This is a genomic window from Janthinobacterium aestuarii (assembly GCF_046113285.1).
Lineage (GTDB): Bacteria > Pseudomonadota > Gammaproteobacteria > Burkholderiales > Burkholderiaceae_D > Janthinobacterium.
Window position 1 is genome coordinate 5,055,417 of the sequence record NZ_CP142524.1, and the last position, 25,183, is coordinate 5,080,599.

Genomic DNA, 25,183 nt, shown 5'->3' on the forward strand with positions numbered 1-25,183 from the left:
CAGACATCGATAATGACGCCGTGCTGGGTTACTAGTTGAGGCTGTTTTTCCGACGCCTTGGCCGATGCGCGCAAAGCGGGATTAAAGCGGATGCAGTGAAAGTCCTGCCATCCATGGTGCTGGCCTTAATTAACCTTCACTAAGTAACCAGCAATGAAACGATCTCCGGAGCAGCTGCTTTTCCCGTGGCGGCGAACCAGCCAGACAGGAGAGCGACAGTCGTCGTTTCATCCAACGATGCCAATTGTACCTGATAAAAAGCGGAAAAGCGCAAAACCGGGCAAAACACGCGTTTTACCCGGCCCTGGCGCGACACATCGCCCGTACCTCGCGCATCACAGGGAGGCGAGTTTCTCCGAAAGAATGGCCGATGCACCCAGGAAAGCTGGATACTGCGCCGTGATGACGAAGGTCGGTACTTGTGACACATAATTGGCGAAGCGGCCCTTGCGCTCGAAGCGGGCGCGGAAACCGGAACGGTCGAAACGCGCCCCCAGGCGTGGCACGATGCCGCCGCCGATATAAATGCCGCCCAGCGCGCCCAGGGTGACGGCGACGTTGCCCGCCACCGTGCCGAGCATGCAGCAGAACGCTTCGATGACGTCGTCGCACAGCTGGGATTCGCCGGCCAGCGCGCGGCGCGTGATTTCCGCCGCCGGCAAGGCTTCGGCGGGCACGCCCGCGCGGTCGGCCAGGGCGCGGTAGATCAGTTCCAGGCCATCGCCGGAAATCAGGCGCTCGGCCGAGACGTGCTCGTATTCGCGCCAGGCAAATTGCAGGATGCTCACTTCCGTTTCATTGAACGGCGCAAAGCTGACGTGGCCGCCTTCGCTTTGCAGGGCGATCCAGCCGCCGTGCGACGGAATCAGGCCCGACACGCCCAGGCCCGTGCCGGCGCCGATCAGGCCGATGGCCGTGTTCGGACGGGCCGTGCCCGCGCCCACCTGGTGCTTCTGTTCGCTCGACAGCTGCGGCAAGGAACGCGCCAGGGCCGTGAAATCGTTGACCACGTCCAGGGTCGTGAAGCCGCACTCTTCGCGCATGGCGCGGATCGAGAACGACCAGTGGTGGTTCGTCATGCTGAGGAAGTCGCCGTCGACGGGGTTGGCAATGGCGATCACGGCATGGCGCACGGCTTGCCCGCCTGCGGCAGCGATGTGCGGCAGGGCCAGGTAGGCTTGCAGGGCGGCGGACAGACTCGGGTAATCGGCACAGGGCAGCACTTCGACCAGGGTGATGTGGCCGGCGGCCACTTCCAGGGCGAAACGGGCATTGGTGCCGCCCACGTCGGCCAGCAGGCGCGGTCCATCGGCAAAGGCGGAAGTCGGCAGTACGGGAGAAGACGAAGCGCTCATGATTTTAAATGATGAAGTGGGACGCATGGGACGCCAAGCTTAAAGGATGAATGCGCCCGGAGGCAAGCAAAGTTTGTAGTTTAAGTACATCAAAACAAGCCTTTATTGGTAGTTCCACTCCAAATGCAACAGGCAAGGCCAAAGTTACTCGAAAACAATGATTTATAGTAAGTACCTACACTCGCCAGATACACCAAAAGCATGCTGCATAGCAGCAGGAATCGCCTGAAAACAAGAGTATGCCGCAGTTTGCGCAAAGCCGCTTTATATGGGGCGGCGCTGGCGCGGCGCTGCCGTCCTGGCGGCCCCACGACAGCGCTTTCGTATTATTACTACCGGTTTTTACGGTCGGCCTGCGATGCGGCAGGCATGCGCCGATCAGGAGGGCAAGCCTTCGCCCAGCAGGCTGGCGGGTGCCGGCTGGTCCGAGCGGTAGGCGGCATTCCACGCGTCGAGGCCGCCATGCAGGGGCTTGGCCCGGTGAAAGCCGTGCTGGTGCAGCAGCTTGGCCACTTGCGCGGCCGTCACGTCGTTGGGGCAGCTGCAATACACGATGATGTGGCGGTCCTTGTCCATGGCGATCATGGCGGGCACCGGCTCCTTGCCATTGAAGAACAAGGCGCCCGGCACGGCCGGTTCCAGCGCTTGCGCCGTGGCGCTGCGCGCGTCGACCATCAGCGGCTCCTCGCCCTGCTCTATGAGTTCAAGCAATTCATCGATGCCGATGCGCTCGATCTGCAAGGCCTGGCGGAAACGCCGGCGTTCGAGGAATTTGTACAGCAGGAACAAGCCCAGCAAGGCGGCCAGCATCAGCAAGGCCATACTGCCCATGGTGCTGAGCAAGTCCAGCACCTGCTGCACGCTGGCGTGAAAGATCACGCCGACGGCGATGCCGGTGCCGCTCCACAGCAAGGCGCCCAGGCCCGCATACAGGAAGAACAGGCGCGGCGGCGTGCCGAGCGCACCCGACATGGGCGCGGCCACGGTATTGAATCCCGGCACGAACTTGGAGACGATCAGGGCTTTCGGCCCCCAACGCTTGAATTTGTCTTCCGTCTGGCTGACGCAGTAATCGGGCGACAGCGAGATGCGGCACAGCAGCCGCAGGATGCGCTTGCCGAAATGGCGGCCCGCGCGGAACCACGTGAAGTCGCTGATCAGGCAGGCGCCCAGCGCGGCGGCCAGCACCAGCCCCCCATTCATGTCGCCATCGACGGCCAGCGCCCCCGCCACCACGAGGATGGGAAAGGCGGGAATCGGCAGACCGAGCTGCTCCACCAGCACGATGCCAAAGACAATCAGGACACCGTAATGTTCGAGCAGATAAATGAGGTTGGGCATGGCCGCTATCTTACCGTAAAAAGCCCCCTACAACTGCACGCCCTTCGGTATGGCGCTCAACAGGGTGCGCGTGTACGGATGCACGGGATTGCGGTACAGCTCGTCCGAATCGGCCAGTTCCACCACCTGCCCCTTGTGCATCACCATCACCTGGTCGGCGATGTATTTCACCACCGATAAGTCGTGCGAGATGAAGATGTAGGACAGGCCGAATTCATCCTGCAAATCCTGCAGCAGGTTGAGCACCTGCGCCTGCACGGACACGTCCAGCGCCGAGACGGATTCGTCGCACACCAGAATCTCCGGCTGCATGGTCAGGCAACGGGCAATGGCGATGCGCTGGCGTTGGCCGCCCGAGAACTCGTGCGGATAGCGGTGGAAAGCCTGTTCCGGCAAGCCGACTTTATCGAGCAGCCAGTAGGCCTTGGCGATGCGTTCCTTGTCATCGGCACCGATCTTGTGGATGCGCATCGGTTCCAGCAAAATCTGCCCCACCGTAAAGCGGGGATTCAAGGACGCATACGGATTCTGGAAGATGATCTGGATGCGGCGTTTATAGGGCAAATACTCTTTGTTCGGCATGGCAATCAGGTCCTTGCCGTGGAACATGGCCGTGCCACTAGTTGCCTGGTGCAAGCGCAGCAGGGTCAGGCCCACCGTCGTCTTGCCGGAACCGGATTCGCCCACCACGCCCAGGGTTTTTCCGCGCGGCAAAGTGAACGACACGTCCTTGACGGCCTGGAATTCGCGCTTGCCGAACAGGCCTTCGCGCGTATAAAAGCTTTTACTGAGATTATTCACCACCAGCACCGGTTCGTCGCCCGGCGTGTAGCCGCGCGTGCGCTGTTTCATCTCCACGCCGGGGCCCGCCTTGCCTTCCATATAATCAGCGATGACGGGCAAGCGCCACGGGCGCTCGTCCAGCGAAGGCCGACAATGTAGTAATGCTTTGGTGTACGGGTCTTTGGGGCTGTCGAACACTTGCCGCACTTCCCCCGTCTCGCGCACTTCGCCGTGGCGCATGACGATCACTTGGTCGGAGATTTCCCCCACCAGGCCCAGGTCGTGGGTAATGAAGAGCACGGACATCTGGTGTTTCTTTTGCAGCGCCGCGATCAGGTCCATGATCTGCTTCTGGATCGTCACGTCCAGCGCCGTCGTCGGTTCGTCCGCGATCAGCAGTTTCGGCTCGCAGGCGATCGCCATGGCGATCATCACGCGTTGCTGCTGGCCGCCCGACATCTGGCTCGGGTAGGCGTCGATCTTCGTGGCCGGGTCGGGTATGCCCACTTCTTCGAGCAGCGCCAGCGTACGCGCCCTTGCCTGCTTGCGGTTCATGCCCATGTGCTGGCGCAGCACTTCGGCGATCTGGAAGCCGACCGTGAACACGGGATTCAAGGACGACATCGGTTCCTGGAAGATCATCGAGATATCCTTGCCGCACATGGTACGGCGCTCGGCGATCGACAGTTGCAGCAAATCGCGCCCGCCGAAGTGGATGCGCGATTGCGGATCGATGATGGTGCTGTCAGGCGGCAGCAGGCCCATCACGGCCAGCGAGCTGACGGACTTGCCGCTGCCCGACTCGCCCACCAGGGCGACGGTGCTGTTGCGCGGCACGTTGAACGAGATGCCCTTGACGGCTTCGAACGTGGTCTTCTTGTCCAGGCGGAAGGTGACGCGCAGGTCGCGCACTTCCAACAGGTTATTCTGGTCCATGAGCAACTCCTATTTCACTTTGGGGTCGAGCGCATCGCGCAAGGCATCGGTAAACAGCGAGAACGCCGTCACCAGCACGGCCATCGCCGTGGCGGCGGCCGTCAGCTGCCACCATTTGCCCAGGATCAGTTCATTTTGTGCCTCGTTGAGCATGCTGCCCCACGAGACGGTGCCCACCGGCACGCCAAAGCCGAGGAAACTCAGGATCACTTCCGCCTTGATGAAGCCCACCACGAGAATCGACATTTGCACCAAGGCAACGTGACTCACGTTCGGGAAGATGTGCGAAAACATCTTGCGCCAGTGCGAGGCGCCGATGGCGTCGGCCGCCATCACGTATTCGCGCGCCTTGTGCTTGATGTATTCGGCGCGGATCAGGCGGTACGGCCCCGTCCAGCCCGTCAAGCCGAGGATCAGCACGATGGTCAGCACGCCCTTCTGCTGCAGCACGGCCGCCACCGTCAAGATCATCAAAATCGACGGGATCGACGTGAAGATGCTGTAGAACCAGTTGAAGAAATCATCGACGATGCCGCCGAAGTAGCCGGACACGGCGCCAAACAGGGTGCCCAGCACCACGGCCAGCAAGGCCGCCACCAGGCCCACGACGATCGACGTTTCGCCGCCCTTGATGGTTTTCTGCACGATATCGTGACCCCACTTGTCGGCGCCGAAAGGCAAGGTCGCCGCCTTGTGCGCGATCAGCTTTTTCGTCTTGCCCATGCCGGCGCGCAAGGCCGTCAAGTCGTCGGCCAGCGGGTCGGTGACGCCGTACATCTCGACGCCGGCAGATGGATTGCTGCCCATCTGGGCGCGCAGTTCGGCGATATCGTCGGCCAGCGGGTCGAGCACGTTGACTGGCGTGGGCGCGCTGCGCTCGTCGGACTGGGGAATGGCGCCGTCGGCGGCGCCGGCCGCATCCTTGTCGGCGCCGACAAACGTGGGCGGTGCATAGCTGACGGCAACTTCGTCTTCCCAGTTCGCCGCCACCAGGCCGCTGGCAGACGCCAGCACCAGCAGGAAAAATGCGCCGACCACGGCCAGCGATACCATTGCAATCTTGTCGCCGCGCAAACGGCGCCACGCCAGGGCCCACAGGCCGGGCGATGTATGAGGTTTCGACATCGTCTCTTTCTACTTCAGTTGTACGCGAGGATCGACCGCCTGGTACAGCAGGTCGGTGAGCAGGTTGAAGAGCATGGTGGCGGCGGCAACATACACGGTGATCGCCTTGATCACCGGAAAGTCGCTGCGCTCGACGGCCAAAATCACTTCACGCCCGATGCCGGGAATGCCGAAGAAACGTTCCAGCAGGAAAGCGCCGATCAGCAGGGCCGGCAAGTTCGACATCACATAGGTAATGATGGGAATGCCGGCGTTGCGCAGCACGTGGACCCACATGATGCGGCCTTCCTTGAGGCCCTTGGCGCGCGCCGTGCGCACGTAATCCTGGTTGGCCTCGTCCAGCACGAAGGTGCGGAACAGGCGCAGGGTCGGCGCGATCGACACGGCCAGGCCAATCAGGATGGGCAGGGTCGAATAGCGCAGCAGGTTTTCCCAGAAGCTGTCGCCCCAGCCCTGCACGGGGAACAGGCCCAGCTTGTAAGCAAAACCGTACTGGAAGACGATGATGTAGACGAGAATGGAAATCGACATGCCCACCGTGCAGGCAATCATCACCATGCGGTCCGTCAGCGAACCGCGCACGAACGCGATGGCCAGCGCCAGCGCCACGCCGAAAAAGGTTTCCAGCACGGTCAGCGGGATCAGCACCATCATCGACGGGCCCAGACGCGAGGTGATGATGTGCGACACGGACTCGCCCGTGGCCCAGCTTTGACCGAAATCAAAGGTGACGATCTGCTTGATGAAGATCCACAGCTGCACGTAGTACGGCTGGTCGACGCCCAGCTGGCGGCGGATGTTGGCGATGCTTTCCGCACTAGACATCTTGCCGGCCAGGATGTAGGCGGGGTCGCCGCCCACCCAGTTAAACAATATAAACACCAGCAGGACGACGCCCAGCATGGTGGGCAGCATCTGCCACAAGCGGCGCAGGATATAAGCAAACATAATGATTCCTTGTTGTTATAAGCGTCGCTTATTTATTGGCCGAGGCCGCAGGGGCTGGCGCCACCGGCGCGCCCGTGCTGTCGATATCCATATACGCCCATTCCTGGAACAGGATCGGGTGCTTCTTGTAGCCGAGCACCGACTTTTGCGCCAGCATGTTGCGGTAGCGCGCGTAGCCGATCAGGGCGCCCGCATTGACTTCCAGGCGGCGCGCCATCTTGTGGAACAGCTCGTCGCGCTCGGGGCTGGCCGGCATGGCCTGGCTGGCCGCGTACCATTTATCGTACTCGGGGTCCTGGTAGCAGCCGTTGTTGTTCTGGTGCGTGTTGGGGCCGTAGAACAGCTGCATGAAATTGTCGCCGTCCGGATAGTCGGCCAGCCACGGCGCCGTGCGCGTCTGCATCTTGCACTGCTTTTCCGTCTTCAAAATGTCGGAAAAGATCATGCGGTCGTTTTCCATGCGGATGCCCAGCGAGTTGTACGTCTTGCGCCACATTTCCGCCTGCAGCACGCCGTTGGCTTCGTTGCGCGAAGCATAGCGGATCAAGAGCGGCTTGCCGTCCGGCAAAGTACGCCAGCCGTCGGCGCCCTTCTTGTAGCCGAATTTATCGAGCAGCTTGTTGGCCAGCACGGGATCGTATTGCAGCAGGGATTTATAGTGCGGATCGTAGCCGACGACGCCGGGCGGGATCGGATAGTCGAGGCGCTTGGCCTGGCCATTCCAGATGATGCGGATTTCCTCATCGATATTGTGCGCCATGGCAATGGCGCGGCGCAGGGCGATCTTTTCCTTGCTGAAGCCGCCCAGGGTCGGGTCTTCCATATTCCAGTAGTAATAGCTGATTTCCGGGTCCAGCAGGCGTGACAGTTGCACGCCCTTCTCCGCCAGCTCGGGACGCAGCTTGCCGTTCAGCAGCGCTTTCGGCGCCAGCGGGCCATCGAGCCAGAACACGTCCGTGCCGCCGCTCTGGAACGACAGCCAGCGCGACTGGTCTTCGATCATCACGGAAATTTCGATGCGGTCGATGGCGGGAATGCGCTTGCCCTGCATCTGGCGCACGATGCGCTGGTCGTCCGGATCGTCGCCGGCCATGAAATTCCATGTCTCGGGCAAATGCTGGGGGTTGCGGTTCAGGACGATGCGGTTGCCGCGCGTCCATTCGCCCAGGGTGTAATAGCCGGTACCGACGGGATTCGAGCCCACTTCGCCCTTCACGTCGCCGTATTTGTCCACCACTTCGCGCGCCACGGCGGCCGTCGGCACGTAGGCGAGGATCATGGGGAAATTGAAATCGGTCTTGGTCAGCGAGATGCGCAGGGTGTACGGGTCGAGGATTTCCAGTCCCGCCACCTTCTTGCTGTAATCGAGCTTGTTCGACTTGGCCGCGTCCTTGGCCAGGTCGTCCAGCCCCACCACCTTGCCTTCGAACAGCCAGCTGTGCGGCGACGCCAGGCGCGGGTCGAACAGGCGCTTCCACGAATACACGTAGTCGGCCATCGTCAGTTCGCGGCGCTTGCCGCCGAACGCGGCGTCAGGCGTGTACAGGATGCCTTTTTTCAGGCGGATGGTATAGGTCTTGCCGTCGGCCGACACTTCCGGCATGGCGGCCGCCGCGCCGGGCACCACCTTGACGGGGCGCGCCAGGTAGTCATAGGTGTACAGGGTGTCGAAGACGGCCTGCGTGATGTGGTTCGAATACAGGTCGCGCGCGGTGGCCGGATCGAAGCCCGTCTCGGCGGCCGGCAGGATATAGCGCAAGGTTTTGACCGGCGCGGCCGCGGGGGCAGCGTCAACGGCCACGGCCGCCAGCGGCAGGGTGGCCAGGCAGGCGAGCAGCGCCATGCGCCGCATCCATGGTGACTTCATGTAATACCCTTCATCTCGATTATCTGTCGCACCGTATTGGTGCGCTTGTACTGGCTTCCCCCTGGGATACAGGATTCCACCGCCAAAACCAGTCCATCCTCGCAAGATCTATGCCTTGTTCATCGCCAGCCGGACCTGCAAGCAGGCGAGCCGGAAAAAGGCGTAACGATAACGCATATTCCGTTCGCCGGGCGAAAAGCCGCAGCACTGGCGTAGCGTGGCGCCACGCTCACCTGCCTCGCCGGGAGAATCTTCCGCAGCGCAACAAAGACAGGTCGCCGCCATGAAAAACCGGCCTGGCAGTAACCCTTACGGCTTCGAATGACAGCCGTTTTTATCGCAGTACGGAAAATGCGCATCGCAGTGCAACATTGAAATAATTGCAAATATTGAAACACGTCAACATTATAAAAAACACTGTTGTTTCCATGCTGAAAGCGGGTGTGTGCGCGTTGACAAGGTTTCTCGACAAATGGTCTTATCGATCACGACGGCTCACACGATATGCCGTTTGATCCATAGCGATTGCCGACGCAGCAATCTTTATCACCCTGGCAAAGCTGTGCCGCACAAGGGCCGGCCGAGCATACTTTCGGAGTTCTGAGAATGATGATGGAAACAGTGATGTCCCGCTCCGTACGCCTGATTTTTTCGGGTAGCGTAGCAGCGCTCAGCCTGGGCATGATGGCTGCGCCGGCAATGGCGCAAGACGCCAATGTACAACGTGTGGAAATTACAGGATCGAGCATCAAACGGGCTACGGCCGAGACTGCATCGCCGGTACAGCTCATCACCCGCGACGACTTGATGAAATCGGGCAAGGCCACCGTGGCCGAATACCTGCAAACCCTGACCGCCGATGGCGCCGGCTCCCTGCCGACGGGCTTCGGCAACGGCTTTGCCGCCGGCTCCACGGCCATCTCGCTGCGCGGCCTGGGCGCCACCTCGACCCTGGTCTTGCTCAATGGCCGCCGCATGGCGCCGTTCGCGCGCGCCGATGACGGCCAGAAGAGCTTTACCGACCTGTCCACCGTGCCGATGCAGATCGTCGAGCGCATCGAAATCCTCAAGGACGGCGCCTCGTCGACCTACGGCGCGGACGCCATCGCCGGCGTCGTCAACATCATCCTGCGCAAGGACTTCGAAGGCCTGACCCTGAAAGGCGACACGGGCATCTCCGGCGACAGCGACGCCAAGCAGCACCGCGCCTCGCTGACCTTCGGCAAGGGCAACCTGGATACGGATAAATTCAACTTCGTCCTCAATGCCGAGTACAGCAAATCGGACATGCTGATGAACAATGACCGCGCCGGCCGCAAATGGATAGGCAAGGCCGACCTGCGTCCGTATGGCTATGCGATCAACACCCAGTTCGCCGGCGGCTACATCAATGGCAACAACGACGCCAATCCCTCGCCGACGGGCCTGATCCGCGACCCCGTCACCAACAACTATGTGTCCCTGCCCGGCTGCGCCAGCTTGTCCGTGTCTTCGCCGCAAGATCCGAAGGGCGGCTGCCTGTGGCACCACGACCAGTTCCGCTCGATGCAGCCGAAGATCGAATCGATCAACCTGTACACGCGCGGCAGCTGGCAAGTCAATGCCGACACCCAGGTGTATGCGGAGGCGGGCTACTCGAAGCGCGATACGGCCTTCACCCTGATCCCGCCCTCGATCACGCCGACCATCGCCTTCCCGCCGAACGCCACCAGCCCGACTGGCGTCGTCAACTACGGTTCCGGCGCCGGCACCACCATCGTGCTGGCCGCCAACCATCCGCAAAATCCGTATGGCGTGCCGGTGCGCGTGCGTTACCAGGCTTTCGATGCGGGCGCCAGCACGCGCCAGGCCAACAATGAGTTCAACCGCATCGTGCTCGGCGTCAAGGGCAACGCCATGGGCTGGGACTACGATGCCGGCTATACGCACTCGGAATCGAAGCTGCACCTCGATTACAGCAATATGCTGAACATGGCCGTCGTCAAGGATGCCTTGGGCAATCCGAACAGCCAATATTTCCCGTACTACATCGGCGCGCAGGCGGGCAAGAATCCCGCCTCGCTGTACGCAGCCATGGTGACGAACGCCACCTCCGATTCCACCACCAAGCTCGACATCATCGACTTCAAGGCCTCGCGCGAACTGATGCAGTTGCCGGGCGGCGCCCTGGGCCTGGCCGTGGGCGCGGAACACCGCCGCGACAAGCTCGACAATCCTTCGCTGTCGGGCACGCAGGACGGTTCCATCAACTCCAGCTATGTGGCGGCCAAGGGCGACAGCAAGGTCTCGGCCGTGTTCCTCGAAGTGCTGGCGCCCGTCATCAAGACGGTGGAGCTATCGGGCGCCTTGCGTTACGACAAATATGACCGTTTCTCGTCGACCACGCCGAAACTGGGCGCCAAGTGGACACCGGTGAAAACCTTCGCCGTGCGCGGTACGTATTCGGAAGGCTTCCGCGCGCCAGGACCGGCGGAAAGCAATGCCAACTCGCAATCGACGGGCACCTCGACTGTCAGCGATCCCGTGCGCTGCCCGGGCGGCACCCGCCTGCCGGGCGCCAATGCCAGCGATTGCGAACTGCAGGTGGCGGCCGTCAAGATCGGCGACCCGAGCCTGAAGCCGGAAAAGTCCAAGGGCTACACCCTGGGCCTGGTGTGGGATCCGTTCAACGATACCAGCCTGTCGCTCGATGCCTGGAAGATCAAGCGCGAAAACGAGATCAACCCGCTGCCGTACAACGAAGCGGCCGCCCTGCCGACGGCCGTGCGCGCCGACAACAACCTGACCATCAATGGCGTGGTGGTGCCGAACACGGGCACCTTGCTGATCACCAAGGCACCGTATCGCAACTCCAGCTACACGGAGATCAAGGGTATCGACCTGGACGTCAAGCAGCGCGTGCGCCTGGGCGACTACGGCCGCGCCACGTTCGGCCTGACCTGGACCCACATCGCCTCGTGGGTGCGCGCCGAGTCGGCCACCGTGCGCTACCAGTTCGCCGGCACGCATGGCAATTGCGATACCTCCAACTGCGCAGGCACGCCGAAGGACAAGATCAATCTGACCGGCTCGTGGGACATGGGCAACTGGAACGTCAGCGGCGTGCTGAACTACCGTTCGGATATGAAAAATATCAAGTTTGAAGGCGATCCTTGCGCCTCCAAACTGGCGAACGGCACGCCGGCGCCGAACGGTTGCAAGCTCGCCTCGTTCACCACGCTCGACCTGTCGAGCCGCTGGAACGTCAACAAACAGTTGCAATTGTTTGCCTCGATCAACAACGTGACCGACAAGATCGCCCCGCTCGACCCGCTGACCTACGGCGGCATGAGCTATAACCCGATGGATGCCAGCGGCGCCATCGGCCGCTACTTCAAACTGGGCGCCAGCTACAAGTTCTTCTAAGCTGACACCCGTATCCTGACGCAAGGCGGTGAGCAATCACCGCCTTTTTTTCGTCCGCGACTGTGGCGCAAGGCACTCATCCACACGCCTATTGCGCCAGCGCAAACCTTACCTGCTGTGCGCCTGTAAAACTCCCTTGCAGGCCACTTGGCCCATGACCAAGCCACAGGAGTGTCAGATGACGCAAACCCGCAGTCCCTCCCCTACCTTGCGCCTGTTGTGCGCTGCCCTGCTCGGCGCGTATGGCCATGCGGCCATGGCGCAGGACACCGGCGCCGCCGGCGAGCCTCCCGCCATGCAGCGCGTCGAAGTCACCGGTTCCTCGATCAAGCGCCTCGTCTCGGAAACGGCGACACCCCTGTCCATCTTCAAGGCCGAGGATTTCGCCAAACAGGGCCTGACGACGGCCCAGGAAGTGCTCAGCAAGATACCCTCGAATGCGTCCAGCATGGGCAGCGGCAATGCCGTCGGCGGCAATACCAGCGGCTTGCCCACGGGCGGCCAGGCCAGCGCCGACTTGCGCGGCCTGGGCGGCGACAAGACCCTGGTGCTGCTCAATGGCCGGCGCATCGCCAACCATCCGTATGACGGCGCCAGCGTCGACCTGAACATCATTCCGATTGCCGCCCTCGAGCGCGTCGAAGTGCTGCGCGACGGCGCCTCGGCCATCTATGGCACGGACGCCATCGGCGGCGTCATCAACTTCATCACCAAGCGCTCGGTCAACGTCACGAACATCACGGCCGAAGTGGTCGCCCCCGAACACAAGGGCGGCGGCGAGCACCGCATCAACCTGTCGACGGGTTTCGGCAAGCTCGACACGGACGGCTACAATATCTTCGGCGTGCTCGACTACCACAAGCAAAACGTGCTCACGTCGCAGGACCGTGCTTTTTCAGCCACCGGCATCGTCCCCTCGCGCGGCCTGTCCATTACCAGCGGCACGACGTTTCCTGGCAACTACTTCGATGCGGCGGCCAACGGCGGCAATGGCCTGGCCGGCAACCCCTACGCGGCCAGCGGCTGCCTGCCGCCGCTGTCGGTGCCGGCCGTGCCGGCGAACGGCACCTGCCGCCAGGATTACACGCGCCAGATCGACGACTTGCCCGCACAGCAGCAAATAGCCTTCTTCGGCAAGGGCGCCTTCAAGCTGGGCGGCGGCCACCTGGCCACGGTGGAATACCTGCATTCGGAAAACAAGGTGAAGGCACGCACGGCGCCGCCGCCGCAAACGGGCCTGATTCTGCCCATCAGCAGCAAATATTATCCGGGCAATGCGGGCGGCGTACCGGCCCAGCCGGGCTTGTCGGGCCAGCCGCTGAGCGTCAACTGGCGCCCCGTCGAGGCGGGCCAGCGGCAGATCGATTCGGACGGCAAGGCGGACCGCCTGGTGCTGGCCCTCGAAGGCGAGCTGGCCGGCTGGGACTACAAGACGGGCCTGAGCCATGCCATCAGCAAGTCGTCGGAAAAATTCACGAACGGCTATGTGCAGGATGCGGGTTTTGCCGCTGGCGTGCTGAACGGCATCCTCAATCCCTTCGGCGAGCAGGATGCGGCCGGCAAGGCTTACCTGGCCAGCACGGCACTGCGCGGCGAAGTGCAAAGCGCCAAGGTCACCACCACGGGCTTCGACATCAAGGGCAGCCGCGAACTGATGCAGCTGGCCGGCGGCCCGCTGGCCATCGCGCTGGGCGGCGAGGCGCGGCGCGAAAAGGCCGACTTCAACGTCAACCGCGACATCGCCGGCCAGGCTGCCAGTTCCGGTCTGTCGGGCTCGCTGTCGAAGAGCGGTTCGCGGACCATCGAAGCTGTCTTCGGCGAAGTCAACTTGCCGCTGATCAAGGACCTGGAAGTACAGCTTGCCGCCCGCTTCGACCATTACAGCGACGTGGGCAGCACCACCAATCCGAAGCTGGCCCTGCGCTACCAGGCCAGCAGCGCGCTGGTGCTGCGCGGCTCGGCCAGTACGGGTTTCCGCGCGCCCACCCTGTTTGAAAAGAATGCGCCGCCGTCGAAGAACGATACCAACGATACCTATGATGACCCGATTTTGTGCCCCGGCGGCGTGCCGCAGCCCGGTGCCAACCCCTTGCGCGATTGCGACTTGCAGCAGTTCAAGCTACAGGGCGGCAATGAAAAGCTGAAACCGGAAAAATCCACGACCTTTGCCCTCGGCCTCGTGCTCGAACCCGTCAAGGAAGTCACGCTCGCCATCGATTACTGGAACATCCATTTGAAGGACAAGATTTCGTCCTTGCCCGAGCAATCGATCTTCGGCAACTACGAGAAATACAAGGCCTTGTTCCTGCGCAATCCCGATGGTTCGCCCTACGCCATCCTGGACTTGAACGACAATCTCGGCGAAGTGAAAACGGACGGCATCGACGTCAGCCTCAATGCGCGCCTGGCCCGTGGCGCGTATGGCGATGTCAGCGTGTCGGTCGATGGCACGTGGACCCGCAAGTATGACTACCAGAACGAACGGGGCGGCGCCTTCATTGCCAACGTGGGCCGCTACGCGGACAACAATCCCGTGTTCCGCTGGAAACATACGGCCGCGCTGAACTGGCGCATGGGCAACTGGGGCGCCACCGTGTCGCAATCGTTCAAGTCCGGCTACACGGATCAGAATCTGGTGGATCCGCAGTTCCGCCACGATGTGCCGTCGTACAGCCTGCTGAACGTGTCGGGCAGCTACGCGTGGAAAGGCTTGCTGCTGACGGCCGGCGTGAAAAACCTGTTCGACAGGGAACCGCCGTTCTCGAACCAGGGCACCTTGTTCCAGAAAGGTTACGACCCGCGTTACACGGACCCGATCGGGCGCGCCTGGTACCTGCGCGGCAGCTATACGTTTTAAGGGGAATTTTCAGGTCAATAGATAAAACAGGCAGCGCCGGCAACAGCGTGCCAGCAACAGAAAAGCGGCGCCATCAGCTATGATGTGCGCCGTTTTATTTTACGCATCTGAGCAAGGCTGACAAGGGTTCACGATACTTTATTGCTGAAGGATTACAAAAAAAACAGGGAAATGTTGCATTTCGTCCAAAAAGTCCGCGTGAAATTGACAATCTGAATCGTGAATGTTTTGATGAGGGCCCAGAAAATTTACAGAATTTTCATTGGTGGATTTTCAAAAAGGCAAATAAATTGTTGGCAAGCAACAAGTTATTTCAAAATAATTGCCGCCTTTATCACAATAACAAGGAATTTCAGATGATGATAGAAAATGTAATATCGCGGTCGCTGCGCCTGATGTTTGCAGGCGGCATGGCCCTGAGCATGCACGCCGCGTACGCACAAGAAACAACAGATGGCACCATGCAACGCGTGGAAGTCACGGGTTCGAGCATCAAGCGCATCGCTTCCGAAGCGTCGCTGCCGGTGCAGTCGTTCAACCAGAAAGACATCAAGAAAACCGGCGTCACCACGGTGACCGATTTCATCCAGCAAATTCCTGCGATGCAGGGCTTCTCCGTGGCCGCCGATTCGGTGGGCGGCGGCGGCGGCGGCGTCACCACGGCCTCGATCCACGATATCGGCGCGGCCTACACGCTGGTGCTGCTGAACGGCCGCCGTATCGCGCCATCCAATTCCGGCACCACCATCGACCTCAATTCGATCCCCCTGTCGGCCATCGAGCGCGTGGAAGTGCTGACGGACGGCGCCTCGGCCCTGTACGGCGCCGACGCCATCGCCGGCGTGGTCAACTTCATCCTGAAAAAAGGCGCATCGCCGCTGGAAATCAATGCCAAGTATTCGCGTCCTGAAGAAAAAGGCGGCGCCAGCAACTCGATCTCGATCAGCAAGGGCTTCGGCGATATCGACGAAGACGGCTACAGCATCTTCGTGTCGGCCAGCCATGACGAACAAAAATCGCTGAAGGCATCGCAGCGCAGCTTCGCGAAAAGCGGCATCATCAATTTCAACGATCCGAAGACCGGCAAGGCACTGCAATTCATCAACGGTTCCTCGCGCTCGGCCCCTGGCAATGCCACGGTCGATTACAAACGCACCGATGCGAACGGTAATGTGGTCATCAACCCAGAGACCAACAAGCCCTTCATCGACAACGTCAATCTGAACCCGTACGCCCTGGCTCATGGCGGCAAATGCGCCGCCAGCAACATGGATTTCTACGGCGACGGCAACTGCTATTTCGATTCGCCATCGACCATCGAAATCAATCCGGAATCGAAGCGCGACGCCATCTTCAGCTCGGGCACCGTCAAGCTGGGCAAAACCGGCTTCCAGGGCTTCTATGACCTCGCCTACACCGAAGCGCGCGTCGTCGCCAGCATCGCGCCGTACCCGGCCGATTTCTCCGTCGATGTCGGCTCGCCGCTGTTCAACAAATATCTGGCACCGAACCTGACGCCGGCGCAGTTGGCCAACGCCACGGGCGCCGTCGCAAAATACCGCCTGTCGGAAATGGGCAACCGCGTGTACGACTACGGCACCAAGGCCACTCACATCGTCGCCGGCATCGATGGCAATGCATTCGGGTGGGACATCAACTCGGCCGTGACGTACTCGAAAAACAAGCAGACGCAGAAATACGTCAGCGGCTTCCCGCTGGCCGACAAATTCGACGCGCAAGTAGCCGCCGGCAATATCGACCCGTTCGCCTACCCTGTCGGTTCCATGCCGGACGCCATGCGCCAGGCCCTGCTGGGCACGGGCTTCAGCGGCACCTACAACACGCAAACCGTGGAAATGAAGGGCATCGACGGCCGCGCTTCGCGCCCTGTGTTCTCGCTGCCAGGCGGCACGGCCATGCTGGGTGTGGGCGCCGACTACCGCAACACCTCGTACAAGGTGAAGCAGGCCGACGTCGCCAGGCAGGCGCAGATCCTGTTTGACAATGCACAAGTCGACAGCGAATACGCGCGCGACAATGCCGGCGCCTACGCCGAGCTGATGATGCCGATCTCGAAAAAACTGGAAATGACCGGCTCGCTGCGTTATGACCAGATCGGATCCATCGACGACAAGCTGACGGGCAAGACGGTAGGCAAGAAAGAAAACGCCACCACCTGGAAAGTCAGCGGCAAGTATTCCGCCACCAAGAGCCTGATGTTCCGCGCCGCTGCCGGTACCGGCTTCCGCGCCGCCAGCATGCAGGAAATCGCTGGCCCACTGGAAGACTGGGGCGTCACGGGCGGTAACTACCAATGCCCATTGACGGCAGCGAACGGCATGGGCGGCCACCCGCTGGCCGGCTACTGCAGCGGCGTCGGACGCCAGCAGTTCGAAGCCTTCCAGGGCGGCAACCCGGACCTGAAGCCGGAAACGTCGAAGCAATGGAGCATCGGTACCGTGTTCGAGCCGATCGACAGCCTGTCGATGTCGTTCGACCTGTGGAACGTGGAAATCCGCGACCAGGTCACGGCGGTTTCGGAAGGCCTGATCTTCAACGATCCTGCCAAGTACGCCAACCTGTTCACCACCAAGCACATCAGCTCGACGGGCAAGGACGTGCTGGCCATCAAGCTGCTGCCGATTAACATCGGCAAGGTGGAAAACCGCGGTATCGACTACGACTTCACCCACAAGATGAAGCTGCTGGACGGCCGCCTGACGAGCCGCCTGATGGGTACCTACCTGCTGCGTTCGCGCTACACGACGCCGGGCACCGATGATCAATGGGAAACCAGCCTGAATCGCTACGGTTCGAACGACAAGGTCAGCTTCCGCAACATCATCCGCGCCACCACCTCGTATGAGACGGCCAAGTTCACGCATACGCTGAGCGCCAGCTACCGCAACGGCTACACGGACAAGGAACAGACGGCTGACGATTGCGCCGTGATCGTGGCCGGCAGCCCTGGCGAATGCTATGGCATCCAGCTGGAAGTGCCGAGCTACACCACCTTCGACTTCCAGACGGCTTACCGTCCGCTGAAGAACGTGGAAATCACGGGCGGCATCCTGAACCTGTTCGACCGCAATCCGCCGTTCACCCTGCGTAACACGGGTTCGCATCAAGTAGGCTACAACCCATCGTACTCGAGCGCCCTGGGCCGCCAGTTCTATGTGAGCGGTTCCTACAAGTTCTAAGCTTCCTGTCAGCTGAAAACTGAAAAAGCCCGGAAAGCTTAGCTTTCCGGGCTTTTTTTCATGCTGCGCGCCATGTTAGTCCGCGTCGCCCTGCAAGCGGCGCTGCTTCACGGCCGCCGCCAGGTTTTCCAGCACGGCCACGCTGGCGCTCCAGTCGATGCAGCCGTCCGTGACGGACTGGCCATAGATCAATTCCTTGCCGGGTATCAAATCCTGGCGCCCCGCCACCAGATGCGATTCCACCATCACGCCGACGATGCGGCCATCGCCGCCCGCCACCTGGCTGGCGATGTCGGCGCACACGGGGATCTGGTTTTCCGGTTTTTTCGAGCTGTTCGCATGCGAGGCGTCGATCATCAGGCGCGCCGCCAGCCCTTGCGCGGCGATGGCCTTGCACGCCTCGTCCACGCTGGCCGCGTCATAGTTCGGCGTTTTTCCGCCGCGCAAGATGATATGGCAATCCTCGTTGCCGTTGGTCGAGACGATGGCCGAGTGGCCGCCCTTCGTGACGGAAAGAAAATGGTGCGGCTGCGAGGCGGCCTTGATGGCTTCCACGGCGATCTTCACATTGCCGTCCGTGCCATTCTTGAAGCCAACCGGGCACGACAATCCCGACGCCAGCTCGCGGTGCACCTGCGACTCCGTCGTGCGCGCGCCGATGGCGCCCCAGCTGATCAGGTCGGCGATGTATTGCGGGCTGATGACGTCGAGGAACTCGGTACCGGCAGGCAAACCCAGCTCATTGATATCGCGTAACAATTCGCGCGCCATGCGCAAGCCGTCGTTGATGCGGAAGCTGTTGTCCATGTACGGGTCGTTGATCAAGCCCTTCCAGCCCACCGTGGTGCGCGGCTTCTCGAAGTAGACGCGCATGACGATTTCCAGTTCGCCCGCGAAACGCGCGCGCTCCTTGACCAGCAGGCGCGCATATTCCATTGCCGCCTTGGTGTCGTGGATGGAGCAAGGCCCGATCACCACCATCAGGCGGTCGTCCTGGCCATGCAAAATGCGGTGCAGGGCGATACGGGCGCTGGCGGCGGTCTGTCCGGCTTGCTCCGAGCAGGCGAATTCGCGGATCAGGTGGGACGGCGGGGTCAATTCCTTCATTTCGCGAATTCGCAAATCATCGGTGCGGGGCATCATTTTCTCCAAAATTTAAGGATGGGTAAAACATCTGGGTAAAAAAAAACCGCCATCAGTGGCGGTTTTTTAGAATGTGCTGGGGTCTCGTTTTTTGCTGCTACGTGAACCGACCGCTACTCCACCGCCTTTGGGGTTGGAATTGCTAAAGTAAAAATAAGCGGTAAAAAAGTGGCGAGCGAACATGCGAGTCATCCGTAAGTGATGATCGACTATAAACCTAAATCGCAAGGGTTGGCAAGCGTATTTGTCGGCAAAGCCGCATGCCGCTGCCGTTTCACCCTGAAAAACACGCCAAAAAGCGTAAAAAGTTGCGCGCTGCAGGTCCGCACCGGCTGGACAACAACGCTGGGGCCGCCGTGGCGCGCACGCCACGCCAGCCCGTTTTAACCTTGGGAAGCGACGCACTACTGATGTAGATCGAATCTCCGCCAGGCCGCACGGCCAAGACTGCAAGGTGTACCTCACCTTTTTCTGTCTGACCTTCCGGAGACTCGCATGATCTACAAACAATCTGTCCATCCGTTTTCACCGCCACGCATGGGCCTGGCTCTGGCAAGCGCCCTGCTCGCCCTGCCCGTCCTGGCACAGGAAGCGGCTCCCATTGCCCGCGTGGAAATCACCGGCTCGAACATCCGCCGCGCGCAGGCGGAAACGGCGTCGGCCGTGCAAACCCTGAACGCGGCCGACATTGAAAAATCGGGCAAGTCCAGCGTGGCCGAACTGCTGCAGACCCTGGCCGTCGACAACCAGGGCTCCGTGCCCACTACCTTCGGCAACGGCTTTGCCGCCGGCGCTTCCGGCGTGTCGCTGCGGGGCCTGGGCACGGCCTCGACCCTGGTGCTGCTGAACGGGCGCCGCGTGGCGCCATATGGCCTGGCCGACGATGGCCAGAAGGTATTTGCCGACCTGAACATCATTCCCCTGGAAGCGGTGGAACGGGTGGAAATCCTCAAGGATGGCGCCTCGGCCATCTACGGTTCGGACGCCATCGCCGGCGTGGTCAACGTGATCCTGCGGCGCGACTACCAGGGCACGGCCATCAAGGGCAATTACGGCAAAACGAAAGAGTGGGACGGGCGCGATGCGCGCGCCGCCATCACGCACGGCTTCGGCGACATCGACAGCGACCGCTACAACGTGCTGCTGAACCTCGAGTACAGCGAAAAGGCCGCCATCTGGAACCGCGACCGGGCCGGACGGGGCGCCGTCGGCCGCAGCGACTTGCGCGACCAGGGCTTCAGCGCGCAGGAGTCGCTCAGCGGCGCGGGCGCCATCACCACCAACAACGCGGCCGGCAGCGCCGTCAACGGCAATGTGCGCAATCCCGACACGCTCGACTACTACAACCGCGGCAACCTGGCCGGCGTGGGCTTTACGCGCACCTTCCCCGGCGCCGCCTGCGGCAACTTCACCACACATCCGCAGGGCGACCCGGGCGGCGGCTGCCTGACCGATGCCGCGCAGCAATACGGCCAGATCCAGCCCAAGCAAAAGAACATCAATTTCTTCGGCCGCGCCGCCTGGCAACTGACGCCTGCCTTGCAAACGTATGCCGAATTGAACGTGTATCACAGCGAATCGAACTCGGCCACCACGCCTTCGACGGTCAGCGGTTCGGTCGGCTATCCGGGCGGCCCCGTCAGCAATGCCGGCGTGTCGCTCGGTGCTGCGCACCCGGACAACCCGTATTTCGGCACGGCGGCGCGGCTGCGCTACCTGGCGGCCGACGTAGGGCCGCGCCTGTCGGAAGTCGACTCCACCTTCACTCGCTTCGTGGCCGGCATCAAGGGTAGCGTGGCGGGCTGGGATATCGACAGCGCCTTGCTGTACTCGCAGAACAAGGTCTCGAACGACTTGAACGGCTATCTGCAGCGCGACGTCGCCTTCGCCCTGCTCAACCCGACAGCCGCCAATGTGGCGGCGGCCAGCCTGAACCCGGCGTATGCGGCTTTGCCGGCGGGCAGCCTGTGGCGCATCGCGGAAAACGCGGGCCTCAATTCGCCCGCGCTGTACGCGGCCCTGTCGCCGCGCATCTCGAACGACGCCAAGACGCATATCGCACAGATCGACTTCAAGGCCAGCCGCGAGGTGGCCAAGCTCGACGGCGGCGGCCTCGGTGTGGCCGTGGGCGCGGAATTCCGTCACGAAGCGACGGAACTCAAACCCACCACGGGCACGGAACGGGGCAATATCATTGGCCTCGGCTATTCCGCCTACAAGGGCAGCCGCAACGCCTCGGCCATCTATGCCGAAGTGCTGGCGCCCGTGCTGAAAACCGTGGAACTGTCGGGCGCCCTGCGCGCCGACCATTTTACCGACGTGGGCAATTCCTACACGCCGAAAGTGGGCGTGAAATGGACGCCCATACGCGAACTGGCCCTGCGCGGCACCTTTGCCAAGGGCTTCCGCGCTCCAAGCGCGGCGGAAAACGGCGTCGGCGGCCTGGCCGCGTTCTCCACCGCCAGCGATCCGCTGCGCTGCGCGCTGGGCGTGGAAGTGGCCTGCGATCCGGCGCCGATCGCCGTCATCACCTCGCCCAATCCGAACCTGTCGCCCGAACGTTCGCGCAGCTATTCCGTGGGCGCCGTGTGGGACCCGCTGCCGCGCAGCAGCATTTCCGTGGACCTGTGGCAAATCCGCCGCAAGAATGAAATCAACCAGGAGCAAACGGATGCGGCCATCGCGGAAGGCCATGTGGCGCGCGACCCGTCCACGGCCACCGGCATTGCCGGCGATCCGGGCGCCATCACGGCCGTGCTGGCCAACTATGTGAATTCGGCGCAGACAACGGTGCGCGGCATCGATATCGACGCCCGCCAGCGCTTCAACCTGGACAACGGCTACGGCAGCCTGACCTTCGATTTGAAGTGGACGCATCTGTACAAATGGCTGCGCACGGAACAGGATGGCACGCAGCGCGATTTTGCCGGTACGCATGGCAATTGCGATGTGTCCAACTGCATGGGCACGCCGGACGACCGCATCAACCTGGGCGCCACCTGGGAACGCCAGAACTGGCGGGTCACGGCCAACGTCAACTACCGCGCGCCGCTCGACAACGTGCTGTTCAAGAATGATCCGGACGGCTGCGCCACGCATTTCGCCGATGGCACGGACGCGCCGCGCGGCTGCCGCATCGCCTCGTTCACCACGGTAGACCTGACAGCCCGCTGGCTGGCCACGCCCAAGCTGGAAGTGTTTGCGACGATACAAAACCTGTTCGACAAGATCGCCCCGCTCGACCCGCTGACCTATGGCGCCACGGGCTACAACCCGCTCGACTACGCGGGCGCGGCGGGACGCTTCATCAGTGCGGGGGTGAAATACAAGTTCTGAAAAATCGGGAGCGTAGGCCGGATTAGCGGGGCGCAGCCACGCGTAATCCGACAACCGTGTGGACGCGGCCGGCAATGGTGTCGGGTTACGCGCCTTGCGCTAACCCGACCTACGCGAGCGCCATGTCAGAGAAAGTAGATACTGTTATCCCCGTCAAGCGGCGTGCAAGGCCGGATCAAATATTTTTCCCGACCTGAGCACGCCGAATGCCACGTGCACCAGCTTGCGCATCATGGCGCCGATGATCAGCTTGGGCGCTTTGCCGGCGTCACGCAGGCGCTGACCGAAGCGCTTGCCCCAAGGCGTCTTATGGACTGCCACCATGGCCGGCATGTACAGTGCCTTGCGCAGGAAACTGTGGCCGACCTTCGACATGCGTGGCTTGCCACGCACGCTGGAACCCGACTCGTGCTGGCGCGGATCGAGGCCCGCAAACGCCACCGCCTGCTTGGCGCTGTCGAAGCGCTCAGGATTGGCGTAGTAGGACAGCAGCACGGGAATCGTGCGCTCGCCCAGGCCAGGGATGCTATCGAGCAATTCGCGCTTGCCGCGTAAATCCGGGTCGTCATCGATATGACGGCGGATCGCCAGGATCAGCGCCTTGATCTCGGCGTCGAGCCAGGCAATATGATCCTCGATACCCTGGCGTACCGCCGCGCGCGCCACTTCAAGCCGGTTGCTTTCCTGCTGGCGCATCGCTTGCAAGGCATCGAGGCGCAGCACCAGCGCGCGCAGCGATTGCTCGGCCGGCGATGGCGCCTGCCAGGGCTCTGGCTGGCGTTCATGGGCGAAGTCGGCGATCAGCTGTGCGTCGACCTTGTCGGTCTTGGTGCGCACCAGGCGCGAAGCGCTGAAGGCCTTGATCTGGGCCGGATTGATGACACTGACCACCATGCCAAGTCCAGCGAGATATTCGGCAACCCCTTCCCAATACGTGCCCGTCGCTTCCATGCACACCCTGGGGCTGCCGGCAGCATGCTTCAGCAGCCATGCGTGGAGCGCGGTGAATCCTTGGTGGTTGTTCTCGACAACCTTGTTACGATGCTTGCCGTTGGGCAGGCGCAGCGCGCAGTCGAGCTTGGCCTTGGCAACGTCGATTCCTAAATTAAACATGCTGTGGTCCTCTTGCGATCTACCTTGCAAATGCGGGCTAACCGGCATGCCGGTGCCAAAGATACTGTCCGATCTTGACATGGAGGATGGGTAACTGGTGCGAGATCTACGGAGCTGGCTCGGGGCCTAAGGGCGGATACGGCATCCAGTTACCCGGTCTTGATATGCCTACCAAGATTTTGACAGCGGTCGATACCGTTCGCAATACCACGAACGGCATGAGGGGAATAATACAAGGTCGGATTAGCCCGGAGGGCGTAATCCGACAACCGTGTTGGCCGCCCCGTGTTCAGCAAAATCAGGCCGTGCCGCCGACCGTGATGCCGTCGAGGCGCAAGGTCGGCTGCCCCACGCCCACGGGCACGCTTTGCCCTTCCTTGCCGCACACGCCCACGCCCGAGTCGAGGCGCATGTCGTTGCCGATCATGGAGACGCGGTTGAGCACGTCCGGGCCGTTGCCGATCAGGGTGGCGCCCTTCACCGGATAGCTGAGCTTGCCGTTTTCGATCATGTACGCTTCGCTGGCCGAAAAGACGAACTTGCCATTCGTGATGTCGACCTGGCCACCGCCGAAGTTGACGGCATACAAGCCGTTTTTCACGGAAGCGAGGATCTCGCCCGGGTCCTGGTCGCCACCCAGCATATACGTATTCGTCATGCGCGGCATGGGCAGGTGGGCGAACGATTCGCGGCGCGCGTTGCCCGTCACGGGCATCTTCATCAGGCGCGCGTTCATCGTGTCCTGGATGTAACCCTTCAGGATGCCGTCTTCGATCAGGGTCGTGCACTGCGTGGGATTGCCCTCGTCGTCGATATTGAGCGAACCGCGCCGGCCGGCCAGGGTGCCGTCATCGACCACGGTGACGCCCTTGGCCGCCACGCGTTCGCCGATGCGTCCCGAAAACGCGGACGAACCCTTGCGGTTGAAATCGCCTTCCAGGCCATGGCCGATCGCTTCGTGCAGCAAGATGCCGGGCCAGCCCGGTCCCAGCACGATGGTCATGGGCCCGGCGGGCGCGGGGCGCGCTTCCAGGTTCACCAGCGCCGAATTGACGGCATCGCTGGCATATTGCTCCAGCACGGCATCGCTGAAATAGTCGTAGCTGAAACGCCCGCCGCCACCGGCCGAGCCCGTTTCGCGGCGGCCATTCTGTTCCGCGATCACGGTCAGCGACACGCGCACCAGCGGGCGGATGTCGGCCGCCAGCACGCCGTCGCTGCGCAGCACCAGCACCACGTCGTACTCGCCGGCCAGGCCCGCCATCACTTGCACCACCCGGGGGTCTTTCGCCCGCGCCATCTTTTCCACGCGCTCGAGCAGCTGCACCTTGGCCGTGGCATCGAGCGAGGCGAGCGGATCGTTGGGCAGGTACAGCGAGCGTCCGCCCTGCGGCTGCATCCGGCCCGCGATCTTGATTCTGCCGGCGCCCGCGCGCGCAATCGTGCGCGTGGCCGCTGCCGCTTCCAGCAGGGCCCGCTCGGAAATGTCATCGGAGTACGCAAACGCCGTCTTGTCGCCGGACACGGCGCGTACGCCCACGCCCTGGTCGATGGAAAAGCTGCCCGTCTTGACGATGCCCTCTTCCAGGCTCCAGCCTTCGCTCTTGGTCGACTGGAAATACAGGTCGGCATAGTCGACCTTGTGCGTAAACATCGTGCCCAGGGCTTTGAGCAGCTTGTCTTCGTCCAGGCCGAAGGGCGTGAGCAGGATATCGCGCGCCACGGCCAGGCTGGACAGATTGGGTTCAAATGGAATCATGGCTATCTTTTCTCA

At 62.0% G+C, this 25,183-nt stretch carries 14 protein-coding genes; 5 read left to right on the top strand and 9 right to left on the bottom strand.

Annotation, left to right across the window (positions count from 1 at the left end; all coding sequences use genetic code 11):
* Positions 1–335: 335 nt before the first annotated feature.
* The 6 genes from OX462_RS22780 to OX462_RS22805 form a co-directional block, all read right to left on the bottom strand.
* Positions 336–1,355: a glucokinase gene (locus OX462_RS22780; protein WP_070219236.1), complete on the bottom strand. Its 1,020-nt coding sequence runs from the start codon at positions 1,353–1,355 to the stop codon at positions 336–338.
* A gap of 378 nt (positions 1,356–1,733) precedes the next feature.
* The gene (locus tag OX462_RS22785) at positions 1,734–2,696 is read right to left on the bottom strand and encodes a VTT domain-containing protein (protein ID WP_409027126.1); all 963 of its coding nucleotides are present in this window, start codon (positions 2,694–2,696) and stop codon (positions 1,734–1,736) included.
* A gap of 27 nt (positions 2,697–2,723) precedes the next feature.
* Positions 2,724–4,415 (bottom strand): ABC transporter ATP-binding protein, encoded by a 1,692-nt coding sequence (locus OX462_RS22790; RefSeq protein ID WP_409027127.1) that lies wholly within the window; start codon positions 4,413–4,415, stop codon positions 2,724–2,726.
* Between the two features lie 9 nt (positions 4,416–4,424).
* Positions 4,425–5,540, bottom strand: a complete 1,116-nt coding sequence (locus tag OX462_RS22795; RefSeq protein WP_099410271.1) for an ABC transporter permease — start codon at positions 5,538–5,540, stop codon at positions 4,425–4,427.
* Positions 5,541–5,549: 9 nt separating this feature from the next.
* Entirely contained in the window at positions 5,550–6,488 is a 939-nt protein-coding gene (locus OX462_RS22800) for an ABC transporter permease (protein ID WP_070219240.1), read from the bottom strand.
* A 28-nt stretch (positions 6,489–6,516) separates the two neighbouring features.
* Positions 6,517–8,355, bottom strand: coding sequence for an ABC transporter substrate-binding protein (locus OX462_RS22805; RefSeq protein WP_409027128.1), 1,839 nt, complete (start codon positions 8,353–8,355; stop codon positions 6,517–6,519).
* A gap of 624 nt (positions 8,356–8,979) precedes the next feature.
* Between OX462_RS22805 and OX462_RS22810 the strand changes: the two genes are divergently transcribed.
* The 3 genes from OX462_RS22810 (at position 8,980) to OX462_RS22820 (ending at position 17,817) form a co-directional block, all read left to right on the top strand.
* Positions 8,980–11,760, top strand: a complete 2,781-nt coding sequence (locus tag OX462_RS22810; RefSeq protein WP_409027129.1) for a TonB-dependent receptor — start codon at positions 8,980–8,982, stop codon at positions 11,758–11,760.
* A 178-nt stretch (positions 11,761–11,938) separates the two neighbouring features.
* Positions 11,939–14,617 carry a TonB-dependent receptor gene (locus OX462_RS22815; RefSeq protein WP_409027130.1) on the top strand — a complete coding sequence of 893 codons (2,679 nt, stop codon included), beginning with the start codon at positions 11,939–11,941 and terminating at the stop codon, positions 14,615–14,617.
* A 356-nt stretch (positions 14,618–14,973) separates the two neighbouring features.
* On the top strand, positions 14,974–17,817 hold the full coding sequence (locus OX462_RS22820; RefSeq protein WP_409027131.1) for a TonB-dependent receptor: 2,844 nt from the start codon (positions 14,974–14,976) through the stop codon (positions 17,815–17,817).
* Positions 17,818–17,892: 75 nt separating this feature from the next.
* Here the strand turns inward: OX462_RS22820 and aroG are convergent, their stop codons facing one another.
* Positions 17,893–18,957, bottom strand: coding sequence for a 3-deoxy-7-phosphoheptulonate synthase AroG (gene aroG / locus OX462_RS22825; protein WP_070219338.1), 1,065 nt, complete (start codon positions 18,955–18,957; stop codon positions 17,893–17,895).
* A gap of 204 nt (positions 18,958–19,161) precedes the next feature.
* Here aroG and OX462_RS22830 point away from each other — a divergent pair, with 204 nt between their 5' ends.
* Both OX462_RS22830 and OX462_RS22835 read left to right on the top strand, forming a co-directional pair.
* Positions 19,162–19,347 carry a hypothetical protein gene (locus OX462_RS22830; protein WP_141750030.1) on the top strand — a complete coding sequence of 62 codons (186 nt, stop codon included), beginning with the start codon at positions 19,162–19,164 and terminating at the stop codon, positions 19,345–19,347.
* Between the two features lie 108 nt (positions 19,348–19,455).
* On the top strand, positions 19,456–22,296 hold the full coding sequence (locus tag OX462_RS22835; RefSeq protein WP_409027132.1) for a TonB-dependent receptor: 2,841 nt from the start codon (positions 19,456–19,458) through the stop codon (positions 22,294–22,296).
* 153 nt (positions 22,297–22,449) lie between these two features.
* Here the strand turns inward: OX462_RS22835 and OX462_RS22840 are convergent, their stop codons facing one another.
* Both OX462_RS22840 and tldD read right to left on the bottom strand, forming a co-directional pair.
* Positions 22,450–23,409 (bottom strand): IS110 family RNA-guided transposase, encoded by a 960-nt coding sequence (locus OX462_RS22840; protein ID WP_121668350.1) that lies wholly within the window; start codon positions 23,407–23,409, stop codon positions 22,450–22,452.
* 298 nt (positions 23,410–23,707) lie between these two features.
* Complete coding sequence (gene tldD / locus OX462_RS22845) at positions 23,708–25,168, bottom strand: metalloprotease TldD (RefSeq protein WP_070312787.1); 1,461 nt, start codon at positions 25,166–25,168, stop codon at positions 23,708–23,710.
* Positions 25,169–25,183 lie beyond the last annotated feature (15 nt).